Here is a 24,078-nt window from a genome sequence, read left to right on the forward strand (position 1 = left end):
CCTCAAATCTGGCTTATCGCGAGTAAATCTATGAAAATCGGCATCATTGGTGCAATGGAAGAAGAAGTTACGCTGCTGCGTGACAAAATCGAAAACCGTCAGACCATCACGCTCGGCGGTTGTGAAATTTACACCGGCCAACTGAATGGTACTGAGGTTGCGCTTCTGAAATCAGGTATCGGTAAAGTGGCTGCGGCGCTCGGCGCTACGCTGCTGCTTGAACGCTGCAAGCCGGACGCCATCATTAATACCGGTTCCGCGGGCGGCCTGGCCTCTACGCTGAAAGTCGGCGATATCGTAGTTTCTGATGAAGCGCGCTATCACGATGCCGATGTCACTGCCTTTGGTTATGAATTTGGTCAGCTACCGGGTTGCCCGGCTGGTTTTAAAGCCGATCCTGCGTTGATTGCAGCCGCAGAATCCTGCATCGCAGAACTCAATCTGAACGCTGTTCGCGGACTTATCGTCAGCGGCGATGCATTCATTAATGGTTCCGTGGGGCTGGCTAAAATTAAGCATAACTTCCCGCAGGCGATTGCCGTTGAGATGGAAGCGACCGCAATTGCGCACGTTTGCCACAACTTTAAGGTGCCATTTGTCGTGGTTCGCGCTATCTCAGACGTTGCCGATCAGCAGTCCCATCTCAGCTTTGACGAGTTCCTGGTCGTTGCCGCGAAGCAGTCAAGCCTGATGGTTGAAACGCTGGTGCAGAAACTGGCGCATGGCTAAATACATCTCCAGGGCGCTGGTCGCCCTGCTTTTCATTCTTCCGGCGTGGCTTTACGCCGCGCCGCGCGTTATTTCGCTTTCCCCAGCCAACACTGAACTGGCCTTCGCCGCCGGTATTACCCCCGTTGGCGTCAGCAGCTATTCAAACTACCCGCCCGAGGCCAAAAATATTGAAGAGGTCTCAACCTGGCAAGGTATGAATCTTGAACGTATTGTGGCGCTGAAACCTGATTTGGTCGTCGCCTGGCGCGGGGGAAATGCTGAGCGGCAGGTGAATCAACTGACCTCCCTGGGAATTAAGGTCATCTGGGTGGATGCCGTTACCATTGAGCAGGTCGCCGATGCGTTACGCCAGTTGGCTGCGTGGAGCCCCAAGCCTGAACAAGCTAAACAGGCGGCGCAAACCATGCTTGATGACTATGCTGTACTTAAATCTCAGTATGCTAACAAACCGAAAAAACGCGTGTTTCTCCAGTTTGGTGCCAATCCTCTGTTTACCAGTGGAAAAGGTTCTATTCAGCACGAAGTTCTTGAGGTATGCGGCGGAGAAAACATCTTTGCCGGTAGTCGGGTTCCCTGGCCGCAGGTTAGCCGTGAGCAGGTCCTGGCACGAGCCCCCCAGGCTATTGTTGCAACCGGCGGTCCGGGCGAAACTCTGAAAATTGAGCAATACTGGGGAAACCAGCTAAAAATACCCATTATTACACTTAATAGTGACTGGTTCGAACGCGCGAGCCCGCGTATTATCCTCGCCGCAAAACAACTCTGTAATGCGCTTTCACAAGTAAATTAGCGCCTGCCCCCACCAGGTCTGTTGTGAGGATTTAAAAATGCTCGTCTATTGGCTTGATATTGTCGGCACCGCGGTATTTGCAATCTCTGGCGTATTACTGGCCGGAAAATTACGTATGGATCCGTTTGGCGTCCTGGTCCTCGGCGTGGTTACCGCCGTCGGTGGAGGTACGATCCGCGATATGGCGCTGGATAATGGACCGGTTTTTTGGGTTAAAGATCCAACCGATCTGGTCGTGGCGATGATCACCAGCATGCTAACGATCCTGTTGGTACGTCAACCAAGACGCCTGCCGAAATGGATCCTTCCGGTGCTGGATGCCGTTGGCCTGGCGGTGTTCGTGGGTATTGGCGTCAACAAGGCCTTTCTCGCAGGAACAGGACCCTTGGTGGCGATTTGTATGGGAGTGATTACCGGCGTCGGCGGCGGAATTATTCGCGACGTGTTAGCGCGTGAAGTGCCGATGATTTTGCGCACCGAAATCTACGCCACGGCGTGTATTATCGGCGGGATCGTGCATGCGACAGCGTTTTATACCTTTAATGTATCGCTGGAAAACGCCAGTATGATGGGGATGATTGTCACCCTGTTGATTCGGCTTGCCGCCATTCGCTGGCATTTGAAATTGCCGACGTTTGCGCTGGATGATAACGGACGTTGACATGATGATGCAGAATATGTAGGCCGGATAAGGCGTTTACGCCGCCATCCGGCACATTGCCCGGTGGCGCTACGCTTACCGGGCCTACACCATCAGACCACTGGTATTACAGACAGCAATCAGATGCTGAAAGAAGAACCACACCCGCAGGTGCTTTTCGCATTCGGGTTAGTCACAACGAAGCGGGAACCTTCCAGACCTTCGGTATAGTCAACCGCGCCGCCCACCAGATATTGCAGGCTCATCGGGTCAACCACCAGACCAACACCTTGTTTCTCAATGGTCATATCACCATCGTTTACCTGATCATCAAAGGTAAAACCGTACTGGAAACCGCTGCAACCACCGCCGGTGATATACACGCGTAATTTCAGATTCGGGTTATCTTCGTCAGCGATCAGGCTTTTTACTTTATTGGCTGCTGCTTCAGTAAATTGCAGTGGCAGCGCTACGTCATCACTCATATTTTGCTCCAAACGACATTGGCAATTGGGCAAATTATAACCCAATGGTTAAGGCCATTATCTAATACCCTGGTATTTCGTTCAAGTATTCTCGCCCGTGGCGGTACTCTGGCTTTTTGCCGCCTGCTCCACTTCCTGTTTAGCCAGCGTGCGGGCAAGGATAGTCGAGTATAGCGGTTTTCCACCCATAAACTGGGCTAATAGTGTTGCGCCAAGACAGGTAATAATCATTGGCAAAATGAGCTGATAGTTATCCGTCATTTCCAGCACCAGCACAATGCCCGTTAACGGCGCACGCACTGAAGCGGCCAGCAATGCCCCCATCCCGGCAATAGCAAACGTCCCCGCCTCCAGATGATACTGCGGAAAAGAGGCTGCTGCAGCCATGCCAAATGCAGTTCCCAGCAATGTGCCTAACGCCAGCATTGGGGCAAATATCCCACCAGGCGCGCCGGATGAGAAGCACAGCAGCGTGGTGATCACCCTGGCGATAAAGATAAACAGCAGCAGGCCCACGCTGAAATTGCCCGCAGCGGCAATCGGGATCAGGTTAAATCCACCGCCTGCCGCTTCAGGTTGAATCAAACCGAGGATCCCGCACAGGCCGCCGATCGCACCGCCCATCAGCACCCATTTTTTAATTTCACCACCGTGAAAGCGTTGAAACATATCCTGGGTACGCAACACCATGGTATTGAACAACGGCCCGACGCAACCAAAAATAATCCCGAGGATGAGGTACAACCACAGCGTATTAACCGGCGCATTGGAGAGTTTCCCGACCTCAATAATCGGGGCCTCGCCGTTGAAAATACGAAATACAATGCTCGACATAATCACGCCGGTAAATACGGCTTTGATCGACACGAGGTTATAACGAAACTGTGGTCGCATCTCTTCAATAATGAACAGAATGCCGGCCAAAGGCGCATTAAACGCGGCTGACAGCCCCGCAGCCGCACCGGTTGCCAGTAAGGTGTGCCGCGCTTCGGCGCTACGCATGCGGAAAATATCCAGCACCATGCGCCCGATATTGCCACCAATCTGCACGGTTGGTCCTTCTCGCCCAAGCACCATTCCGGCACCCAGCGTACCCATACCGCCGATAAATTTTACCGGCAGCACACGCCACCAGCGCACCGGGCGGAGCTCTTCCAATGCGCCTTCAATCTCAGGGATCCCCGAACCACCGGCTTCCGGGGCAAATTTACGCACCAGAAAATAACCCACCATCGCCAGCAATGCAGAAAGAATAAACGCCAAAGGCCATACCAGGACGGCGTGGTCAGCAACCTGTGCCAGCGTGCCAATACGCAGATTCTGCACCCAGGTCACGGCTTTCTCAAACGCCACACCCACCAACCCCGTCACTGTCCCCACCACGGCGGCCATAAAGAGGATCGCCAACGGCGTTTTGTCACGATCAAGGAGTCGACGGATCTGATCCCTGCGCCGTAAACGCACAATTTGTTGTGCTTCAAAAGAAGGGGTGTCTGTTTTCATCAGATAATCATTAATTGGTAATACAAATACGGAAACGGCATTCTACTCGCACGTTTCGTGAAAATCCCCTGTAAATCGTATTGTTTCAAATACGCAAAACTTTCATAACCTTCTCTGAATAACTAGAATAGCGGGCATTTACTTTTTCTACGAACCAGGACCCCATCCATGAGTAAGTCTGAAAATCTCTACAGCGCAGCACGCGAACTTATCCCAGGCGGCGTTAACTCCCCCGTTCGCGCCTTTACTGGCGTGGGTGGTACTCCGCTGTTTATTGAAAAAGCTGACGGCGCATATCTGTATGATGTCGATGGTAAAGCCTATATCGATTATGTCGGCTCCTGGGGGCCGATGGTGCTGGGTCACAACCACCCGGCAATTCGCAATGCCGTGATTGAAGCGGCAGAGCGCGGTTTAAGCTTCGGCGCGCCGACCGAAATGGAAGTAAAAATGGCGGCGCTGGTCACTGAGTTAGTGCCAACCATGGATATGGTACGTATGGTGAACTCCGGTACCGAAGCCACAATGAGCGCGATCCGTCTGGCGCGCGGTTTCACCGGTCGCGATAAGATCATCAAATTTGAAGGCTGCTACCACGGTCATGCCGACTGCCTGCTGGTCAAAGCCGGTTCCGGCGCGTTAACGCTGGGTCAGCCTAACTCCCCGGGCGTTCCGGCAGATTTCGCAAAACATACCCTGACCTGCACCTATAACGATCTTGCCTCAGTACGTGCGGCATTCGAACAGTATCCGCAGGAGATCGCCTGCATCATCGTTGAGCCGGTCGCGGGCAACATGAACTGCATCCCGCCGCTGCCGGAATTCCTGCCAGGCCTGCGTGCGCTGTGCGATGAGTTTGGCGCGCTGTTGATCATCGATGAAGTGATGACCGGTTTCCGCGTCGCGCTGGCCGGTGCGCAGGATTATTACGGCGTAGTACCGGATCTGACTTGTCTTGGCAAAATCATCGGTGGCGGAATGCCCGTTGGCGCATTCGGTGGCCGTCGCGATGTGATGGACGCACTGGCGCCGACCGGACCGGTTTACCAGGCGGGGACGCTTTCCGGTAATCCAATTGCGATGGCGGCCGGATTCGCCTGTCTGACCGAAGTCGCCCAGCCGGGGATTCATGAGACGTTGAACGAACTGACGACGCGTCTGGCGGAAGGTCTGCTGGAAGCTGCCGAAGAAGCAAATATTCCACTGGTGGTTAACCATGTCGGCGGGATGTTCGGGATTTTCTTCACCGATGCCGAAACCGTGACCTGCTATCAGGACGTGATGGCCTGCGATGTTGAACGCTTCAAGCGTTTCTTCCACATGATGCTGGATGAAGGCGTTTACCTGGCGCCGTCCGCCTTCGAAGCGGGCTTTATGTCTGTCGCGCACAGCGAAGACGATATCAATAACACCATCGACGCCGCACGCCGGGTGTTTGCGAAATTGTAAGTGATGAATTGCCGGGTGGCGCTTACGCTTACCCGGCCTACATTTGCCCCCGTAGGCCGGATAAAGCATTTATGCCGCCATCCGGCATATTAACGACTCTGTTTTCTCAGCAGATAGATAAAGTACGGCGCGCCAATAAACGTCGACAGCAGCCCCGCTGGGATCTGATACGGAAACAGCACCATACGCCCACACCAGTCGGCAAACACCAGCAACACGCCTCCCGCCAGCGCCGAAATCAGCATATGCGGCATCGCCCGGCGAAAGCCCATCATACGAGCAATATGCGGCGCCATCAGCCCGACAAAGCTCAACGGTCCAATGGTCATGGTGGCTGTCGCCGTCAGCCCTGCCGCCAGCAGCAGTAACCCCACGCGTGATGGCGTGATAGCCATACCGACAGCCCGCGCCGTATCGCCGCCAAGCGGTAAAATCGTCAGCCAACGACGGCACAGCGGCGTCATTGCCAGCAGGATAACCATTACAATTCCGGTGCGCAGCACCTGTTCGCCCGTCGCGTTATAGGTTGAACCGGAGATCCAGGTCAACACACCCGCCATGCGCGGATCGCCGCTGGCCTGCAGCATCATCAGCAGCATTGTAAACGCCGTGCTGAGCGCCATCCCTGCCAGCAACATGCGGTGCGGTGAAAAGCCCCCGCGCCCGGCGGCAATCATAATAATAAGCAAGGTGGCTGCCGCCCCGAGGCTCCCGGCCGGCATCAGCCAGCCAAAGGCATTTCCGGGGACCAGAAATAGCATTAACACCACGCCAAATGCCGCCCCGGAACTAATGCCTAATACTTCCGGGCTGGCCATTGGGTTTCCGGTCAGACGCTGAATAATACAACCCGCCACAGCCAGCATTACGCCAGCCACCAGTGCAGCCAGAATACGCGGCCAGCGCCAGGGCATCAACTCATCCAGCATTGCACCACTGGCCCATGTCCAGCCGTGCGCATCGCGACCAAACGCGAGCGCCACAATAACGGTCAGCAGCAATATCGCCCCGCCTGCCAGGGCAAACATCAGTACATTCTGACGCTCAGCGGCGATACGGTTGCTGGCATTCATATCCGGCGCACTCATGCTGCGCAATCGCGGCAACAGCCACAGCAACAGCGGCGCGCCAATAAGCGCCGTCACCGAACCGGTGGAGACTTCCATCCATACGCGGGTCAGCCACAGAATAATTTGGTCAGAGAGCCAGAGGATCAATGCCCCAATCAGCGGAGCCAGCATCAGACGCGCCAACAAACGCCGCGCGCCGAGCATTTTCGCCAGCAGCGGCGCAAACAGGCCGATAAAACCGATAATCCCCACCGCGTTAACCAGCAAAGCACTCAGCACAATCGCCAGCGACAAGGCTGCCAGGCGCGCCAGCGATAACGCCAGACCGAGGTTGCGCGCCACGCCGTCATCCAGTCCCATCAGCGTCATCGGGCGCAGTAACAGCAGCGTCAGCATCACGCCGCTCAGCAACTGCGGCCACAGGCGCTGTACGCCGCTCCAGTCGGTTTGCGTTAGCGTACCGCTGCTCCATAAAAACATGCTTTGCAGCTGATCGTGATGGAAGATAACCATCAACTGGTTAATTGCCCCGCAGTACAGGCTGACCACCAGCCCGGCAAGGATCAGCGTCACCGGAGAAAGACGTTTGCCCCAGGCAACGCCAAACACCAGTGCCCCAACAACACATGCTCCCGCCAGCGCCGCAAATTGCGTGGTCAGCGCACCGGGAATAGCCCACAGCGTGGTAACCGTAATGCCCAACTGTGCCCCGGTTGCGACACCTAACGTAGTGGGCTCTGCCAGTGGGTTACGCAGCACCTGCTGAAACAAGACACCGACCAGCCCCAGTCCGGCACCAACCAGTAGTGAAATCGCCAGCCTCGGCAGCAGACTGTAGTGGAAAACCATCTGCTCAATAGCATTGATATCCGGTGACCAGATAGCCTGTTGCCACTGACTGCGCGGTAACGCAACAGAGAAGTTTACCCAGGTCAGCCAACAGGCAGCGACAAACAGAACCGCCAGAAGAAGCGTTGGGAACAGCGCAATTCGTTTACTCACGCTTTGCCTCCCAGCGCATTATCCAGAATGCGGGCAAAATGCATCGCCGATAGCGTTGCACCATAGAACCAGACGGCGGGAACACGCTGAAAACGTCCGGCGCGAACAAACGGCATCGCCTGCCACAACGGCGTAGACATCAGCGCAGCCATCTCTTTATCGTTGCCGTGGTCAAAACACAAAACATCAGCATCCTGAAAGGCGGCCAGACGGTCAATACTCACGGCAGTGCTGCCCCAAAAGTTTGTCTCTCCCTGCCAGGCGTTGGGGATCCCATAATCATCCAGCACGTCCTGAAACAGGCTGTTTGGGCCAAACACCAGCATATGTCGTGAATCGAGCAGGGAAGTGAGAAGTACAGGGCGCGCGCCACGTTGAATGAAGCGCGGTTTCAGGCTGGCGATAAAGCGATCGTACTCGGTCAGATGGCGTTCAGCAGAGGCTTGCAGATTGAACAATTGCGCCATTTCCTGTAGCGATTGTCGCGCAACGGCCAGCGGCTTTTTGCCATCGCTGAAGTTAAAGCCGCGACCTGGCGCGATACGTGCAAGCTTCTCAGGTGCAGGACCGTAACCTGCCGACCAGACCATAAATGAGGGTTTCATTTCGGTCAGCAGTTCGAGGTTAGGTTCCGTACGTAAACCGACATCGATGACGGAGTCCGGCAACGCGGGTTCGTTGACCCACAGTTTGTAGTTTGGAACATCCGCGACGCCGTAAGGTGTAACACCCAGCGCCAACAACAGCTCAACAGGAAGCCATTCCAGCGCCACTATACGCTGTGGATCAACCGCCGCCGCGCGGGCTGTATTCATTTGCCACAGTAGCGGCGACAGCGCCATTGCCGTTAGCAGCCGTCGACGGGAAAGATGAGGTAATCCAATCATTAATAGACAAAACTCACGGGTGCGGCACCGGCCGGATGCGGCAAAATGCCCATCGGGATACCGTAAATCAGTTCCAGGGTTTCACTACGCATCAGTTCAGCAGGCGTTCCCTGTGCAATCATTTCACCGCCGCGCAGCGCAACTAAGTAATCACAGTAGCGGGCCGCCATGTTGATATCATGCAGTACGGCAACCACCGTCAACCCGCGTTGTTGGCTTAAGCGATGCACCAGCGCCAGCACGTCAACCTGATGCGCGATATCCAGCGCCGAGGTCGGTTCGTCAAGCAGCAGGCAACGGCTGTCTTGTGCCACCAGCATGGCGATCCACGCACGCTGACGCTCGCCGCCAGACAAGCTATCTACCAGTCGATGCGCCAGCGGCTTTAAGCCGACCAGCGAAATAGCCTCTTCTACTTTCTCTCTGTCGGCCACGCCAAAACGTCCCAGCGCGCCATGCCAGGGATAACGCCCAATCGCTACCAGCTCACGTACCGTCATCCCTTCGGCCTGCGGTAACTGCTGGGGTAAATAGGCAACCTTACGGGCAAACGCTTTGCTATTCCAGCTCTCCAGCGGCTGCTCATCAAGCAGGATTTCACCTTCTGACGGCGGCTGATGGCGTCCCAGCATTTTCAATAAGGTGGATTTACCGGAGCCGTTGTGGCCGATAAGACCCGTCACTTTACCCACAGGAAAGGTTAACGAGAGAGGATGCAAAAGCGTGCGGCCAGGCACACGGAAGGAGACATTATTCAACGCAAACGTCGTGTCGGGATGGGATCTGTTTTCCTGCATAGCGGCCAACTTGTAAAACGGGCACGCAAAGCGTGCCCAAAGAGAAATTAGAAACGGAAGGTTGCTGTTGCAACGACCTGACGTTCTGCGCCCCAGAAACAGCCATAAGTGTCGAAGCAACTGGCAACATACTCACGGTCAAACAGGTTGGTAACGTTAACCGCAACGCTAGAACCCGCCATACCCAAGCGTGCGAGATCGTATTTAACGACAGCATCCATCACTGTTGAGCTCCCCACTTTGAAGGTATTTCCCGGATCACCATAGCTAGAACCAACATAACGACCACCTGTTCCCAACGTTAATCCAGACAGCGGGCCTTCATAGAAGGTGTAATCCCCCCACAGAGAGGCCATATTTTTTGGTACCTGGACAGGTGTTTTACCTTTAAGCGTCGTGTCTTCTGTATATTCTGCATCGGTATACGTATAAGACGCTGTCAGGTTAATGTTCGCATTCACTGCGGCTTTTGCTTCTAATTCAACGCCACGAGAACGGATTTCACCCGCCGGAACCTGCGCATACGGGTTAAGCGGGTCGGTAGTCAGGTTATTCGTTTTCGTCAGCTCATAAACCGCTGCAGTCATAACAACGGGCAGATCTTTTGGAACATATTTCACGCCAGCTTCATATTGCTTACCTTTTGACGGCGCGTAAGCAACGTTGTCAGCCGGTGTTGCTGCCCATGCTTTAGATGGGTTCGGTTCGAAAGATTCGCTGTAGCTGAAGTATGGCGTAATACCATTGTCAAAGAGATAGTTAATCCCACCGCGCCAGGTGAACTGCTCATCGTTGCGTTCAACTTTTTGATTGCTGGAGCGAATAGTGGTTGCCTGCTGAGACCAGTCATAGCGTCCACCCAGCGTCGCAACCCATTTATTCCATTCCAGTTGGTCCTGTACATACACACCGGTTTGGTGCTGCGTGTTAAGCTGGAACGGCTTCGCATCCGGGAAATCTACATCCTCATATACCGGATTATTCATATCTAACGGAGGCGCACTTCCGTAGGCGTTATCAATATCATTTCGTAGACGTGAATAGTCGACACCGGTAAGCAGAGTGTGTCCAACATCTCCCGTCGCAAACTTGCTTTCCAACTGAGTATCTACGCCAAAATCATTATAGCGTTCATCGGCGACGATAATCTGACGGGTCAATTGATTACCCACTGCGCCGAAGCCATACACACTCTGTTGAGATGTTTTGATTTGGCTATAACGTAAATTCTGGCGCACAGTGAAGGTGTCATCAAAACTGTGTTCAAAACTGTAGCCAACCATTCGCTCGTAACGCGAATAGGTATTGTTCGGCGCATAGTCCGTAAAGCTCACCGGCAAACGGGAACCATCAGGTAACGGATCAACCGTACCTTCTTTCGGCAGCCAGCCGTAATAACCTGTTGAAGGCTCATTCTGAATGTTTGCTCGCAGAGTCAGGTTGGTTCTGTCATCAGGCTTCCAGCTAAACACGGGAGCAATGGCATAACGCTTCTGCTTCGCGAAATCCTGTTGTTCGTCATTAGAACGTGCCAACCCTGTCAGACGGTAAGAATAGACACCATCATCATCCAGGGAATCACTGAAATCAAAACCGGTTTGGAACAGATTATCCGAACCCATTTTGAATTGAATTTCTTTTAACGGCTCTGATGTGGGGCTTTTGCTGACCATGGAGATCAAGCCACCCGGATTACTTTTCCCGTAAAGTACAGACGTTGGTCCGCGCATCAGTTCGACGCGTTCAAGCATATAAGGATCAACAACGGCAGAGCTGTAGTAATCACCCTGTAACTTGACGCCATCAAGGTAATTGTTTGGTGTGGGGCCCGGTGTATAGAAGCCACGAATAATAACGAAATCATAAGTGCTGGAAGCACCACGCGTAGAAACAGCAGCGCCAGGGGTATAGGCTAAAGCCTCTTTTACCGACCCAGGCTGATGCATATCCATCTCTTCACGCGTCACAACCGAAACAGACTGCGGGGTCTTTTCGATAGGCGTATCCGTTTTGGTGGCAGTGGCGGAACGCTTCGCGGCAATCGTCGGCGAAGGCCCCCATGCGCTTTCTTGTGCGGCAGGTGCTGCAGTTACGGTGATTGTTTCTTCTTTCGGTTGAACCGCCGCCTGTGCATACACAGACATGCCGCTAACCGCTGTGGCTACCACGACTGCAATTTTGCGCAGTGAGGCGTTTGGCTGAGCAGTTTTAAGACGCGCCATTGGTATTTCTCTGATGAAAGTGAATGATAACGTAAACGAGAATTATTATTATAACGAGAGCATAATATTCGAAACGCCGTTACGATCGCAAGCAATATGCGCCCCTACTAAAACTAAGGGGTTAAGAAATAACCAGATGAAAAGAAAGGGTTAATAAATTAGGCTGAAATGTCAGGGCTCAGGCACCCCGCCAAAACGGGTCGCCAGGGATTAGCGGTAAAAGACTTCAAAAGTGGCGACGGCGTCCACTTTTCCGGCTTTGACATCGCCGGTTTTGACGTAGCGTGCTTTCAGCGGGATTTCCGCCACCTCGTTAGCGCTGGTGCTGCTGACAGCGGTATAAGCCCTGTCAAAACTCAGCACAGTATCGTTGTTGTCCAGAATCTGGATACCCACACCGCTCGCCGCGCTCTCTCCACTGGCGATATCCAAAATGTTACCGTCGGTAACCCCCGTTGAGCCTGCGCTGTTAAACTGATAGTCGATTTGAGTACCAGCCCGGCAGTCTGAGATTTCGATTTTGAAACTGTCGTCCGTCAGCACGTCAGAATACTGACCATCGAAATCACTGGCATGAACGGTTCTCAGCGGCACATAGATATTCTTATCCACCAGGTTACAGGTATTGGTCTGGATATAGATGCTCGTGGGAGAAACCAATAGTTGGGCTATAACATCATTTCCCCACTTTTCTTCTGCTGCCAGTCTTGAGGTATCAATGTATCCTTCTTCAATGTCGCCAGTAACAACTAACTGAAGTGACGCACGAAATATGGTATCAAGAACACTCCACCCGCTGGATCCATAACTATAAAAATGCATCGGAGTGACGATATCAGTTGAACTAAAAGAGGGGACATTATCACTCGTTTCGGCCATGCGAATACCAATACCCGGTACGTTGGTTTGATAGACACCTTCCAACACCCCATTGCGGGCATCAGAACTGGTTAGCGTTACGTAACCTTTATATTTGTTCCCGGTACTCTGACACTCTATTTTAACATTTGAGCTTTCAATACTGTCTTCATAAATGATGGTCCCAACGGCGGTATCAGGCTCCACCCGAATACTTGCAGGGAGTTGAAACGTCATTACGCCATTTCCCTGGTAGTCCCCGGTGCATGTGCTGGCATACGCAGACGGCAGCTCAGCGGCCAAACCCAGTAAAGTTACGCAAAAAAGAACACGCGCCAGTGATGAGAAATTCGCCATCTGTCCCCCACTCCTAACGGCAATGCACCGTCGATGTTAAAATGTTAGCGGCACCCTCGGAGGGTACAGTAAGTGTCCCTTTACACTGCTGCCCGGCGTCCTCCCCCCACTGCACGTTGAAGGAAACTGAATCACGCAAACCGGTCAGCCAGACTTCCCCGTCGTCGCCCACAATCGCGGTGGTATTATCCAGCGCCACAATGGCCCCAAACGGCACCGGTTTACCGAGATAGAGCAGCGTAATCAGCGCTCGCTGCCCTACCCTGGCGTCAAAATTCGCCGACACAGCTGCGCCTTTGGTTGGCACCAAATCCTGCGCAGCGGCTTCAATATCGATATCTTCGCGATCCTGGGTATTCACCGATACGGTGTTGTGCCGGTAGGCCGTCAGCGTTGGCACAATAGCGTTACCGAAGTAGTCGGTATAAATACCGCGCCCGTTTTGTACTTTGACGTTGTCCCCGTCTTTGATATGCACGATGGCAAAAGCGTCACGCACCGATTGCCCCAGCGTTACGCCGTGCTCGTGCGCCACAACCGACCCTTTCGCGCTATAGTTCCACTGTTTATTGCTTCCTGCATAGTTGTAACCCATCCCCACTTCTCCGGCAGAACCACTGTAGCGACCCGACATACTGGCGCCATAGCCGGTGTTATTGTTGGTGTAGCTCTGCTGCAGGTTGTAGCTAAGGTTATTGTTTTCCAGCGCCGTGCCGCCGAGCCCTAACTGATGCGAGGTATAGCCGCCGCTGGCAGAACTCACGCTGTACGTTGCCCATGAATTTGCCAGCCAGCGCGAGAACGGAATATTAACCATCAGCGCCATCTGCCGGTCATCATCCGCATTTGGTGTCCGGGTCAGGCTGTAGCTGAGTGACCAGGAAATATCGCGCCAGCTGGAGCTAAACCCTGCGCTCACGCTGCGTTCATGCCCCCCCAAATTCCAGTAGTTTTGCTGGTAGCCGTTCAGATACGCCGATCCCCATTCACCCAGACGCTGGGACAGATTCACCTGCATACGGCTACGGCGATTGTTCTCCCGACGATAGGTATAAATGCCATCATCAATGTGGCTGTCACGCTGATCGATAGCCTCCTGGAAGGTATAAAACCCCGACGTTGAGTAGCGATAGCTGGCAAGCGTGACCGTCGTATCCGTGTCCGGAATATCTTTGGCGTACTGTGTTCGCCACGACATACCATTTGCGTCGTCACGCTCATCATCAAAAGAGGTTCGAGCCGCTGTAACATCCACTGACGCAGAGCCGAAATGGCCTAAATCAGCCCCCACTCCGGCTAATAGCGCGTGATACAACGACGCCCCTAACGCCCCGCTATAGACCGTGACGCCGTAAGGCAACCCATAGATGGCGGTCCCCTGCGCAAAACCTGGCTCTTCTTCTCCTTCGTCACCACGAAACGTACCGGCCGCCAGCGAATACTTAAAACCACCTTCGCGCTGCAAAACCGGCACCGACGCACTGGCCTGAATAAAGCTGTGCTCGCTACCGTCCGCCTCTTCTACGGTAACTTCCAGATCGGCTTCCGAGGTTACCTGGCTTAAATCACGGATTTCAAATGGTCCAGGGGAGACGTTGGTCTGATAAATGGTGTAACCGTTTTGTTTGATGGTGACCCTGGCGTCGCTGTTGGCAATCCCACGCACCACCGGGGCAAACCCCTGTTGGCTGGTAGGAAGCATAGAGGTGTCGGTTTCCAGCTTCACCCCCATCATCTGCACGCTGTCAAAAAGCTCACCGTTCGTTGCCGTCTGACCGATCTCAAGCTGGCTTTTCAGTGCTTTAATATCCCGTTGCAGGCTGGTGCTAATGGCCTCCCAACTGGAGGAATCGCTCCATGTGCTGTTGTTACGCAGCCGCCATGCGCCAAGATTGATTCCCGAATCCAGGCCAAGCCAGGTTGAAGACGTTTTGCCCGTATCGGTATGCTGCTGTGAACTGCTTAACTGGTAGCTCGCCCAGGCAACGGGAGCGCCATCATCCCAGTATTTAGGATTAATGGTTCCTGCTGCCGTCTGGTCACGGTAAATCTGGGGAATAACGAGGTTCAGGGTTTGATTATCCTGATTAAAATCGTAACGCGCATCGGTGATATAGTGGGAGATGTCTTCGATCCCGGCGTTATCATCCAGATCTTTCATATCCGGCAAAGTATCAACTTTTACGCCCAGCTCGCGCAGGTCGGCTTTCGTTAGCTTCGGCAACAACTGCTGCTTATCGTGCGAAAGCACATACGTTACCGTGCGCTTATCAAGAACATCCTTGCCCCACATAATGGTGGTGGGGTAGTTTCCGGCTAATAAACTGTTATTACTGATGAAGTTTTTTAGCGTTGAGGTATTTTCCAGCGGCGTATCCAGCTCGAGGATACGCAGGTTGAACTCATCATCTGCACTTGCTGACTGGCCTACCGTCAGCAACATACACGCTGTTGCGTTAAGAAGCGTCCTGTAGAGTGAAGAGAATGACATACCTTACCAACATGATTTATAACGCCTGCTGCCGCTGGCGAGTTTGGGCGCCATAGTCACTGATGGCGGTCCAGGTCACAGGCCCGTTCGCACCTTTTGGCACTGTAAACGTCTGTTCACTGAATGGAGCAACCATCATTGAAATCGCACCAGGCGTAGTTTTGGTTTCAACAACCGGGATAGCTTTACCGCCTACCGCGAGCTCGCCAAATGAGACATAAAAAGGCGTTGGATTCTTCGCAATGAGCTGGCTGCCCTGACGACGAAAAGTGATGTTCTCCCACGCCTGCAAGGCGTCGGCTTCTTTTAGCTGCGCCGGACGCCAAAACAGCTTGAGACGCGTTTTCATCGCAAACTGCAGCGTGTTCTTATCTTTTAATTCAGGGGATATCGCAGAAACCGATTTTACGTTGGCGACAAAAAGGGACTCCCGATCGTTTGGCAACGCATTTTTATCCCCCGTGTAAATAATATGTAGCAGGGTCTGACGGTTTTCCTGCAGCTTATAAACCGGAGGCGTCACCACAAAAGGCGCCTTAACGTCATCGGGATAACTTATCCAGCTTTGCACTAAATAACGCGTATGCGGATCTTTATTTTTCAGTGCAATTTGCACCTCAGATTTATTCGCTGAATAAATAATTCTGGTGCCACCCAGAACAATACTGGCCTGTGCTGAAAAGCAGCTAACAAATAAACAGCCACATAATATTTTCGATAAAATATTCATGAAATTAATGATTCCAGACAGGGCAGCCAGAAAGGCTGCCCTTTATAATCTAACGATACATAACTTCGAACGTTGCTGATGCCGCATAATGACCCGCAGTGGGAACGGTATCTCCTACCTGAATAACATTGGCGGTATAATTAAAGACAGACGCTGTTAGCCCGTCAGGATCGTTGGCTACATCTGTTCCACTGTCAGGAACCGAACCATCAAACAATACATCGCCTTTACTGCCGTTATTGTTGCTTACAGTGATGCCAACGTTGGTTGCATTGCCCTCACCGGTCAGATCGTTTTGTAACCGCTTATAACCTGCATCGGTTGTAGAGCCGCTAAATTTCAGGTTGAGATTCGCTACCAACGGGTCACACTTAGAGACCTCAATTTTAAAATCCTTTGAAGCTCCTACTTTGCCGTCAATACCATAATCAGAAGGATACGTATCCGCGAACGTTACCGTCGAAACCGTAGCGCCAGAATCATCAACATTCACCTCACAGGTATCTGCCACAATTTTCCCGGCAAAATTCACTGTCCCCGAATCACTGGCCATCACTGGCATGGATAATGCTGCAACAATACACACCGATAATAATGACGCAACACTCATTTTTTTCATAACTATGTTCCTTATAGATGAAAACGTTAAAATCCATTCAATTTCAAATAAATAATCTTTATCGTCCCAGGAGATGACAGGGATTGCAAACCACAGATAAAATAGATAAATGAACAAAAACGGCATTTTTATATATTATTTGTTGTGTTGAATGATTAAACCAGACTATACAAAACGCGTCCAGATGTTCAAAAAAAAAGCTAAACAATCACAATATCTAATATGCTGTTTTTTATACCAATAATGACTAAATTATTTATTCTTAAGAATGAGTTAAATCTTATTAAATATAAGATTTTCGTGTTAATAAAAAAGCCGGTCAATGTTGACCGGCTTTTAGCTTATTGCGGTGTGCTAGTTACCGCCGAACATGTCTTTAATCCAGCCTGCGACGCCGTCACCATCTTTCTTCTCCTGCTGCGGCGGTTGCTGCTGTTGAGGCTGCTGTTGCTGCGGCTGCTGGGAAGATTGATCGAACGGATTACCTGACTGCTGCTGCATCTCACCTTGCTGACACAACGAATCCGGATCGGTAGTCCACACTGGCAGCGTACGCATACCACCACTGCACACAAAGTTACCGTCGTAATCTACGCCCATATCAACAACATCCTCCGGCGGCGTCAGCACCAGTGGTGTTGGTGTCTGGTTCGCCAGATAACGCTGATAAATCGACATCGCGCCGCTGGCACCGTACAACTTGGTTGGCTGGTTGTTATCGCGGCCTACCCAGGTAATCGTCACCTGGCTGCCGTCGATACCGGCAAACCAGGTATCCACGTTGTTGTTGGTGGTCCCGGTTTTCCCTGCCAGATGCAGCCCTGGGTACTTCGCGCCCAGTTGACGACCCGTACCGCGTTGAACCACCTGTTGCATGGTCCACAGTGTCATATAGGCCGCCTGCGCCGGAACGGCGCGCTCTGCCTGCGGGAAGCTTTGATACAGCACGGTCCCATCTTCAGCAATGACCGAACGCAGTGCTGACAACGGCGCACGGTTACCCCCGCTGGCGATGGTCTGGAACGCCTGCGCCACTTCAATTGGCGTCAGGTTCAACGCCCCCAGTAGCATCGCCGGAACCGGATTGAGCTGATCTTTCGGTGCGCCCAGTTTCGTCCAGGTCTCGGTAACAGCGGGCAGACCCAGCGCCATCCCCAGATTGACGGTCGGGACGTTCATTGAACGCGTTAACGCATCCACCAACATCACTTTACCGCTTTCGCTATAGCGACGGTCATCGTTCTGCGGCGACCACACCTGACCGTTCGGCTGGCGCAGCGCAATCGGCGCATCGGCGATCCAGGTATTCAGGCGATACAGCTTCGGCTGGCTCAGCGCCGTCAGATAGGTTGCCGGTTTTGCCAGAGAACCGATGGAACGACGAGCCTGCATCGCGCGGTTATAGCCCGCAAACTGCGGTTCTGCGCCGCCGACCATCGCACGAACCTCGCCGCTAAAGCGGTCAACGACCACAATCGCGGTTTCCAGATCGCTCAGCTTGCGCTGTTTCTTCAGCACCGGAATGCCTTCCACCGCCGCTTTTTCTGCCGCATCCTGTGCCACGGAATCAAAGGTGGTGAAAATTTTCACACCGGAGAGATCTTTGACTTTATCGCCCAGCTTCGCCTGTAGCTCCTGGCGTACCATCTGCATAAACGCTGGTTGTGGTGAAATCACCCCGCCACGCGGCTGCACGCCTAACGGGCGCGCGCTCAGCATGTCATACAGGTCCTGATCGATAATCTGCTGCTGTTGCAGCAGGCGCAGCACCAGATTACGACGCTCCAGCGCCAGCTTCGGATTACGCCATGGGTTGTAGATTGATGCCCCTTTAACCATCCCCACCAGCAACGCCTGCTGGTCGAGACTCAGTTCTTCCACCGGACGACCGAAATAATAGAGGCTCGCCAGCGGGAAGCCGCGAATTTCATTATCGCCGCTTTGACCGAGATAAACTTCGTTCATGTACAGCTCAAGAATGCGGTCTTTGCTGTAGCGCGCATCCATGATCAGCGCCATATAGGCTTCGTTCGCTTTACGCCAGTACGAGCGCTCGCTGGACAGGAACAGGTTTTTCACCAGTTGCTGTGTCAGCGTACTGGCCCCCTGTACCGTACGACCGGCCGTCAGATTCGCCAGCACCGCACGTCCAATGGAATAGAGGCTGATGCCGTCGTGCTCATAGAAATGGCGGTCTTCGGTCGCCAGCAGCGTATCTACCAACAAATCCGGGAAGCCGCTACGCGGAACGAACAGACGCTGCTCACCGTTAGGGGAAGACAGCATGGTGATCAAACGCGGATCGAGACGGAAGAAACCGAACTGGCGGTTGTTATCCATATTCTCAATAGTATCCAGATGATCGCCATCAAAGGTCAGACGCGCACGCACCTGCCCTTCTTTACTGTCCGGGAAATCAAACGGACGGCGGATCATCTCAATGCTCTTCGCCTGCACGGTAAATTCGCCCGGGCGCGTCATTTTCGTCACCTGACGGTACTGTGTCGCCTCCAGCAGTTTCACCATCTCGTTCTTGCCGATGGGCATTTCTGGCTCAAGGTTAACCATCCGGCCATAAACAGCCGCAGGCAGTTGCCAGACTTTGCCATCAATACGGCTACGGATTTTTTGGTCCAGGTACACGCCATATATCGCGATCAGCACCAAAAAGACGATCGACAGTTTTACCAGCAGCCAGAACCAGCCACGCTTACCACGAGGCTTACGCCCTTTGCCCTTACCCTTACGCGGCATCGGTTCTTCATCCTCATAGTCATCATCATAATCGTCGTCATACTCGTCATCTCTGAGTTGACGACGGCTCACCTTTTGTTTCACCGGACGTGACGGTTTCCCTTTACGTCCAATTGGCTCGCGGTCATTCCCCGCCATGCTTTTTCTCCGCAACATTCAGGCGCAAAGGCCCGATTCTCTGTTCTTCCGTCAGGCGACAGAAGAAGAAATCTCTCAATTTATGAATACTTTTTGGTGCGCCGCGTTGGCGCGGTATTCGCCGGATCGTCCGGCCAGACGTGTTTGGGATAACGCCCTTTCATCTCTTTTTGTACCTCACGGTACGATCCTTTCCAGAATGCGCTCAGATCGCTGGTGACCTGTAGCGGTCGCTGGGCCGGAGAAAGCAGCTCCAGCACCAACGGCACACGCCCCCCGGCGATGGTTGGCGTATTCGCTTCGCCAAACATTTCCTGCATCCTGACCGCCAACACCGGGGGATTATCCTCGTGATAGCGGATGGCTATCCGGCTTCCCGTCGGCACAGTGTAATGCGCAGGCAGTTCACTATCCAGACGTTGCAGCATTGACCAGTCCAGCAAACCGCGCAATGCCTGAGCCACATTTAATGCTTTGAGCGCGCGTAAAGAGTGCACACCGCTCATATGCGGCAATAGCCAGCTCTCCAGCGCCGCCAGAAGAGAATCCTCATCTACCGCAGGCCAGTCGTACTCCGGCAACCAGTTTGCCGCGCAATGCAGGCGCAGCCGAAACTGTTCAGCCTCCGGCGTCCAGTTGAGCACACTTAGCCCTTTATCGCGAATACCATTCAGCATCGCCTGATGCAACTCGTCTTCCGAAGGTTTAGCCAACGGCTGCACTTTTAGCGTCAACTGGCCTATCCGCGTGAGGCGCAGTGCTTTTAACGTTCCCTGGGCTTCATCCCATTCGATGGTGTCGGACTGTTGCAGCAGTTCAGGACACGTCTGCATCAACGCTTCAATATCCAGCGGCAACGCTAACAAAATACGCGCATCCGGTGACGCGCTTCCTTGCAATAACAACGGCGCAATCAACCACTCATGGCGCCCCAGGGCGTCATCGGAATCCAGCATCGCCCCCATCCCGTTGGCCAGTTGATAACGTCCATCCAACCCGCGACGGCGCGCGATCCTGTCGGCAAACGCCTGCGCCAGTAAAAGTGCTAACCGTTCGCTATCGGGCTGGCCTCCCCGCACATTCAGGCGCTTCAATAGCTGCTGGCTACGCAGTTGCCAGGCGGGCTGATTTCGTGAAAATGCGACGGCTAAATCGGTACTGCCGCCGCGCGGCGGCTCTTCCAGAATCGCGGCCAGTTTCGCCGCCGTTGCCGCTTCGTTATCATTGTTGGTGCTAACCAGCATAGCCGCTAAACGGGGATCATTACCCAACGCCGCCATTTTCTGCCCCGTGGCACTTAGCCTGTTGCCCTCCAACGCACCCAGCATCTGTAACAGCCGTTTTGCCGCCTGCAGGTTGATAGCGGGCGGCGTATCCAGCCAGTTCAACTGTGCAGGATCGGTGCATCCCCATTGCAACAGTTCCATCAGCAGACCGGACAGATCGCTCTGTACGATTTCCGGCTCGCCTTGCGCCGCCGCTCTTTCCGCCTGCTCTTTGGCAAGCAGATGCAGACAGATACCGGGCTCCAGACGACCTGCACGCCCGGCTCGCTGGGTCATCGATGCCTGGCTGATGCGCTGGGTAATCAACCGCGTTAAACCGGTGCGCGCGTCATAACGCGCCACGCGCTCCTGGGCGCAGTCCACCACCAGCCGGATGCCTTCAATCGTTAAGCTGGTTTCAGCAATATTGGTTGCCAGTACGACTTTACGTCGCCCCGGTGGCGCGGGCAAAATGGCCTGTCGCTGCTCGGCAAGCGTCAATGCGCCGTACAGCGGACACAACAGAATATCGCTACCCACGCGGCCTGCCAGCTGTTCCTGCACGCGCTGAATTTCCCCTACACCGGGTAAAAACAGCAGCAACGAGCCACTCTCGTTACGCAGCAACTCCGCGGTGGCAATGGCAACCGCCTCATCAAAACGTAAATGCGTCGCCAGCGGCTGGTAGCGCCGTTCAACAGGAAACGCACGTCCTTCGGAAACAAGGGTAGGCGCTTCAAACAACAGCTGCTGCAAACGCCCGTTGTCCAGTGTGGCTGACATAATCAGCAGTTTTAAATCGTCCCGCAAGCCTTGCTGTACGTCCAACAGCAGCGCCAGTGCCAGATCCGCCTGCAGGCTGCGCTCGTGAAATTCATCAAGGATCACCAGACCAACGCCCTGCAATTCTGGATCACGTTGGATCATGCGTGTGAGCACACCTTCCGTCACCACTTCCAGCCGGGTCTGCGCCCCCACGCAGCTTTGCGCACGCATGCGATAGCCCACGGTTTCGCCGGGCTTTTCGTTCAGCGACTCCGCCAGTCGTTGTGCCACATTGCGAGCCGCCAGGCGACGCGGTTCCAGCAGGATAATGCGCCCCGATATCCCCTGATGCGCCAGAAGCTGTAGCGGCAGCCAGGTCGATTTCCCGGCACCGGTCGGCGCGGTCAGCAGGACCTGCGGTGAAGCATCAAGGGCGGTAAGCAGTTCAGGCACTATGGCGGCAACGGGCAACGACGTCACAAATGACTCCAGAGGGTTAACATTCTTCGCGCTGCATTGTAGCATCGCGTTAATTCATAACCGAGTATCCATCATGTCTGAGCCGAAACGGCTGTTCTTTGCCATTGAATTGCCTGCTGAGGTTCGGGAGCAGCTCATCCACTGGCGAGCCGCACAATTTCCGCCAGAGGCGGGCCGTCCGGTCGCCGCAGACAATCTGCACCTGACGCTGGCTTTTTTAGGGAATGTGAGTGCCGAGAAACAGCAGGCGCTATCACAACTGGCTGGACGCATTCGCCAGCCGGCGTTCACGCTCAGGCTGGACGATGCAGGGCAATGGCTGCGTTCGCGGGTTGTGTGGCTGGGAATGCGTCAGCCGCCACGCGGGTTATTGCAACTGGCCAATATGCTGCGAGCACAGGCCGCACGCAGCGGATGCTACCAGAGCCCACAGCCCTTTCACCCGCATATCACGCTCTTGCGCGATGCCAGTCATGCAGTCGCCATCCCGCCACCCGGTTTTTGCTGGTCATTTCCGGTTACGGAGTTTGCGCTTTACGCCTCGTCATTTGAGCGAGGACGCACTCGCTATTCAACCTTGCAACGCTGGGTGCTGAGCAAATAATCAAGGGTATTATTCATGCAATTTTCTCCCCCTTTACAACGCGCTACGCTAATTCAGCGCTATAAACGTTTTTTAGCGGATGTGATCACACCGGATGGCACAACCTTGACGCTACACTGCCCAAATACCGGAGCAATGACCGGATGCGCAACTCCGGGTGATACCGTCTGGTATTCAACATCAGAAAATATTAAGCGGAAATATCCACATACCTGGGAATTAACGCAAACCGCATCTGATGCATTTATTTGTGTTAACACGCTATGGGCCAATCGCTTAACGAAAGAGGCTATTCAGAATGAACTCATTGCGGAGCTTTCTGGCTACAGCGTGTTGAAAAGTGAAGTAAAATACGGCGCAGAAGGCAGCCGTATTGATTTTTTGTTACAGGCAGATTCCCGGACTGACTGCTATATTGAAGTAAAATCAGTCACGTTGGCGGAAAAAGAGTATGGTTATTTTCCCGATGCCATAACTGAACGAGGTCAGAAACATCTTCGGGAATTGATGAGCGTAGCGGCTGAAGGTAAACGTGCCGTCATATTTTTCGCGGTACTACATTCAGCCATTACACGGTTTTCACCCGCGCGCCATATCGATGCAAAATATGCGCAGTTATTAGTCGAAGCACAGCTAAAGGGGGTCGAAATTCTGGTTTATAAAGCGGAACTTTCTGCCCATGGTATGACTCTTAAAGAGCCGTTGCCCATTGCCTTGTAATGGTGTAAACAACGGGTTAATTAATATTCTGGCCGCGTGCGCAAATACGCTTTTCCTCACAGGGTTGTCAAGTGTTACGTATAGATAATTGCTATCCGGAAAAGCATCTGCTATTTATAGCGACCTGATTTTTCCCCCGAACATGGGGATCGATAGTGCGTGTTAAGGAGAAGCAACATGCAAGAAGGGCAAAACCGTAAAACATCGTCCCTGAGTATTCTCGCCATCGCTGGGGTGGAGCCGTACCAGGAGAAACCGGGCGAAGAGTATATGAACGAAGCCCAGCTGTCGCACTTCAGGCGTATTCTTGAAGCATGGCGTAATCAACTCAGGGATGAAGTCGATCGCACTGTGACTCATATGCAGGACGAAGCGGCTAACTTCCCTGATCCGGTTGACCGTGCCGCACAGGAAGAAGAATTCAGCCTTGAGCTGCGTAACCGTGACCGTGAGCGCAAACTGATCAAAAAGATCGAGAAGACACTGAAGAAAGTAGAAGACGAAGATTTCGGCTACTGCGAATCATGCGGCGTAGAAATTGGTATTCGTCGTCTGGAAGCCCGTCCAACGGCCGATCTGTGCATCGACTGCAAAACGCTGGCAGAAATTCGCGAAAAACAGATGGCGGGTTAATCCCGTAGACTGTTGCATGCCGGGTAGCATTACGCTAATCCGACAGTACCTGGGCGGGAGTTTCTCCCGCCTTATTCTTTTATATTA

The 24,078-nt window shown here is 53.4% G+C and carries 19 protein-coding genes and 1 pseudogene; 7 read left to right on the forward strand and 13 right to left on the reverse strand.

Annotation, left to right across the window (positions count from 1 at the left end):
- The first annotated feature begins 30 nt into the window (after positions 1 to 30).
- From mtnN to HV041_RS16060, 3 genes are read left to right on the forward strand one after another with little or no spacing between them, the layout of a single operon-like run.
- Positions 31 to 729: a 5'-methylthioadenosine/S-adenosylhomocysteine nucleosidase gene (gene mtnN / locus HV041_RS16050; protein WP_003018572.1), complete on the forward strand. Its 699-nt coding sequence runs from the start codon at positions 31 to 33 to the stop codon at positions 727 to 729.
- Complete coding sequence (gene btuF / locus HV041_RS16055) at positions 722 to 1,522, forward strand: vitamin B12 ABC transporter substrate-binding protein BtuF (RefSeq protein ID WP_121584226.1); 801 nt, start codon at positions 722 to 724, stop codon at positions 1,520 to 1,522. Before mtnN ends, btuF begins: the two co-directional genes overlap by 8 nt.
- A 37-nt stretch (positions 1,523 to 1,559) precedes the next feature.
- On the forward strand, positions 1,560 to 2,183 hold the full coding sequence (locus HV041_RS16060) for a TRIC cation channel family protein (protein ID WP_121584225.1): 624 nt from the start codon (positions 1,560 to 1,562) through the stop codon (positions 2,181 to 2,183).
- A 119-nt stretch (positions 2,184 to 2,302) separates the two neighbouring features.
- Here HV041_RS16060 and erpA read toward each other — a convergent pair whose 3' ends face one another.
- From erpA to clcA, 3 genes and pseudogenes are all read right to left on the reverse strand, one after another.
- Positions 2,303 to 2,647, reverse strand: coding sequence for an iron-sulfur cluster insertion protein ErpA (erpA, locus tag HV041_RS16065; protein ID WP_003018581.1), 345 nt, complete (start codon positions 2,645 to 2,647; stop codon positions 2,303 to 2,305).
- Positions 2,640 to 2,705 (reverse strand): annotated as a pseudogene (yadW, locus tag HV041_RS24905) (small protein YadW). The gene erpA and the pseudogene yadW overlap by 8 nt, the downstream one beginning before the upstream one ends.
- Before the next feature lie 23 nt (positions 2,706 to 2,728).
- Entirely contained in the window at positions 2,729 to 4,150 is a 1,422-nt protein-coding gene (clcA, locus tag HV041_RS16070; protein WP_121584224.1) for a H(+)/Cl(-) exchange transporter ClcA, read from the reverse strand.
- Positions 4,151 to 4,318: 168 nt separating this feature from the next.
- Between clcA and hemL the strand changes: the two genes are divergently transcribed.
- Complete coding sequence (gene hemL / locus HV041_RS16075) at positions 4,319 to 5,599, forward strand: glutamate-1-semialdehyde 2,1-aminomutase (protein WP_116360691.1); 1,281 nt, start codon at positions 4,319 to 4,321, stop codon at positions 5,597 to 5,599.
- A gap of 89 nt (positions 5,600 to 5,688) precedes the next feature.
- Here hemL and fhuB read toward each other — a convergent pair whose 3' ends face one another.
- From fhuB to hrpB, 10 genes are all read right to left on the reverse strand, one after another.
- On the reverse strand, positions 5,689 to 7,671 hold the full coding sequence (fhuB, locus tag HV041_RS16080) for a Fe(3+)-hydroxamate ABC transporter permease FhuB (RefSeq protein ID WP_121584223.1): 1,983 nt from the start codon (positions 7,669 to 7,671) through the stop codon (positions 5,689 to 5,691).
- Entirely contained in the window at positions 7,668 to 8,558 is an 891-nt protein-coding gene (fhuD, locus tag HV041_RS16085) for a Fe(3+)-hydroxamate ABC transporter substrate-binding protein FhuD (RefSeq protein WP_121584222.1), read from the reverse strand. Before fhuD ends, fhuB begins: the two co-directional genes overlap by 4 nt.
- Positions 8,558 to 9,355: a Fe3+-hydroxamate ABC transporter ATP-binding protein FhuC gene (gene fhuC / locus HV041_RS16090; protein ID WP_121584221.1), complete on the reverse strand. Its 798-nt coding sequence runs from the start codon at positions 9,353 to 9,355 to the stop codon at positions 8,558 to 8,560. The genes fhuD and fhuC overlap by 1 nt, the downstream gene beginning before the upstream one ends.
- A gap of 47 nt (positions 9,356 to 9,402) precedes the next feature.
- A complete protein-coding gene (fhuA, locus tag HV041_RS16095) occupies positions 9,403 to 11,577 on the reverse strand; it encodes a ferrichrome porin FhuA (RefSeq protein WP_121584220.1) in 2,175 nt (724 codons plus the stop codon).
- Between the two features lie 210 nt (positions 11,578 to 11,787).
- On the reverse strand, positions 11,788 to 12,792 hold the full coding sequence (locus HV041_RS16100; protein WP_153070197.1) for a fimbrial protein: 1,005 nt from the start codon (positions 12,790 to 12,792) through the stop codon (positions 11,788 to 11,790).
- A gap of 13 nt (positions 12,793 to 12,805) precedes the next feature.
- Positions 12,806 to 15,283 carry a fimbria/pilus outer membrane usher protein gene (locus tag HV041_RS16105; RefSeq protein ID WP_165712449.1) on the reverse strand — a complete coding sequence of 826 codons (2,478 nt, stop codon included), beginning with the start codon at positions 15,281 to 15,283 and terminating at the stop codon, positions 12,806 to 12,808.
- A 16-nt stretch (positions 15,284 to 15,299) separates the two neighbouring features.
- A complete protein-coding gene (locus HV041_RS16110) occupies positions 15,300 to 16,013 on the reverse strand; it encodes a molecular chaperone (protein ID WP_121584219.1) in 714 nt (237 codons plus the stop codon).
- A 49-nt stretch (positions 16,014 to 16,062) separates the two neighbouring features.
- Positions 16,063 to 16,632: a fimbrial protein gene (locus HV041_RS16115; RefSeq protein WP_121584218.1), complete on the reverse strand. Its 570-nt coding sequence runs from the start codon at positions 16,630 to 16,632 to the stop codon at positions 16,063 to 16,065.
- A gap of 354 nt (positions 16,633 to 16,986) precedes the next feature.
- The gene (mrcB, locus tag HV041_RS16120; protein WP_121584217.1) at positions 16,987 to 19,524 is read right to left on the reverse strand and encodes a bifunctional glycosyl transferase/transpeptidase; all 2,538 of its coding nucleotides are present in this window, start codon (positions 19,522 to 19,524) and stop codon (positions 16,987 to 16,989) included.
- 80 nt (positions 19,525 to 19,604) lie between these two features.
- Positions 19,605 to 22,034, reverse strand: coding sequence for an ATP-dependent helicase HrpB (hrpB, locus tag HV041_RS16125; protein WP_121584216.1), 2,430 nt, complete (start codon positions 22,032 to 22,034; stop codon positions 19,605 to 19,607).
- Positions 22,035 to 22,107: 73 nt separating this feature from the next.
- On the opposite strand from hrpB, the gene thpR reads away from it, so the two are divergent.
- The 3 genes from thpR (at position 22,108) to dksA (ending at position 23,991) form a co-directional block, all read left to right on the forward strand.
- Positions 22,108 to 22,638: an RNA 2',3'-cyclic phosphodiesterase gene (thpR, locus tag HV041_RS16130; RefSeq protein ID WP_048212662.1), complete on the forward strand. Its 531-nt coding sequence runs from the start codon at positions 22,108 to 22,110 to the stop codon at positions 22,636 to 22,638.
- 15 nt (positions 22,639 to 22,653) lie between these two features.
- Positions 22,654 to 23,358 carry a DNA/RNA nuclease SfsA gene (sfsA, locus tag HV041_RS16135; protein ID WP_061067266.1) on the forward strand — a complete coding sequence of 235 codons (705 nt, stop codon included), beginning with the start codon at positions 22,654 to 22,656 and terminating at the stop codon, positions 23,356 to 23,358.
- A 177-nt stretch (positions 23,359 to 23,535) separates the two neighbouring features.
- Positions 23,536 to 23,991, forward strand: a complete 456-nt coding sequence (gene dksA / locus HV041_RS16140; protein ID WP_003829221.1) for an RNA polymerase-binding protein DksA — start codon at positions 23,536 to 23,538, stop codon at positions 23,989 to 23,991.
- Positions 23,992 to 24,078: the final 87 nt, after the last annotated feature.

The organism is Citrobacter sp. RHBSTW-00029 (assembly GCF_014104295.1).
Lineage (GTDB): Bacteria > Pseudomonadota > Gammaproteobacteria > Enterobacterales > Enterobacteriaceae > Citrobacter > Citrobacter youngae.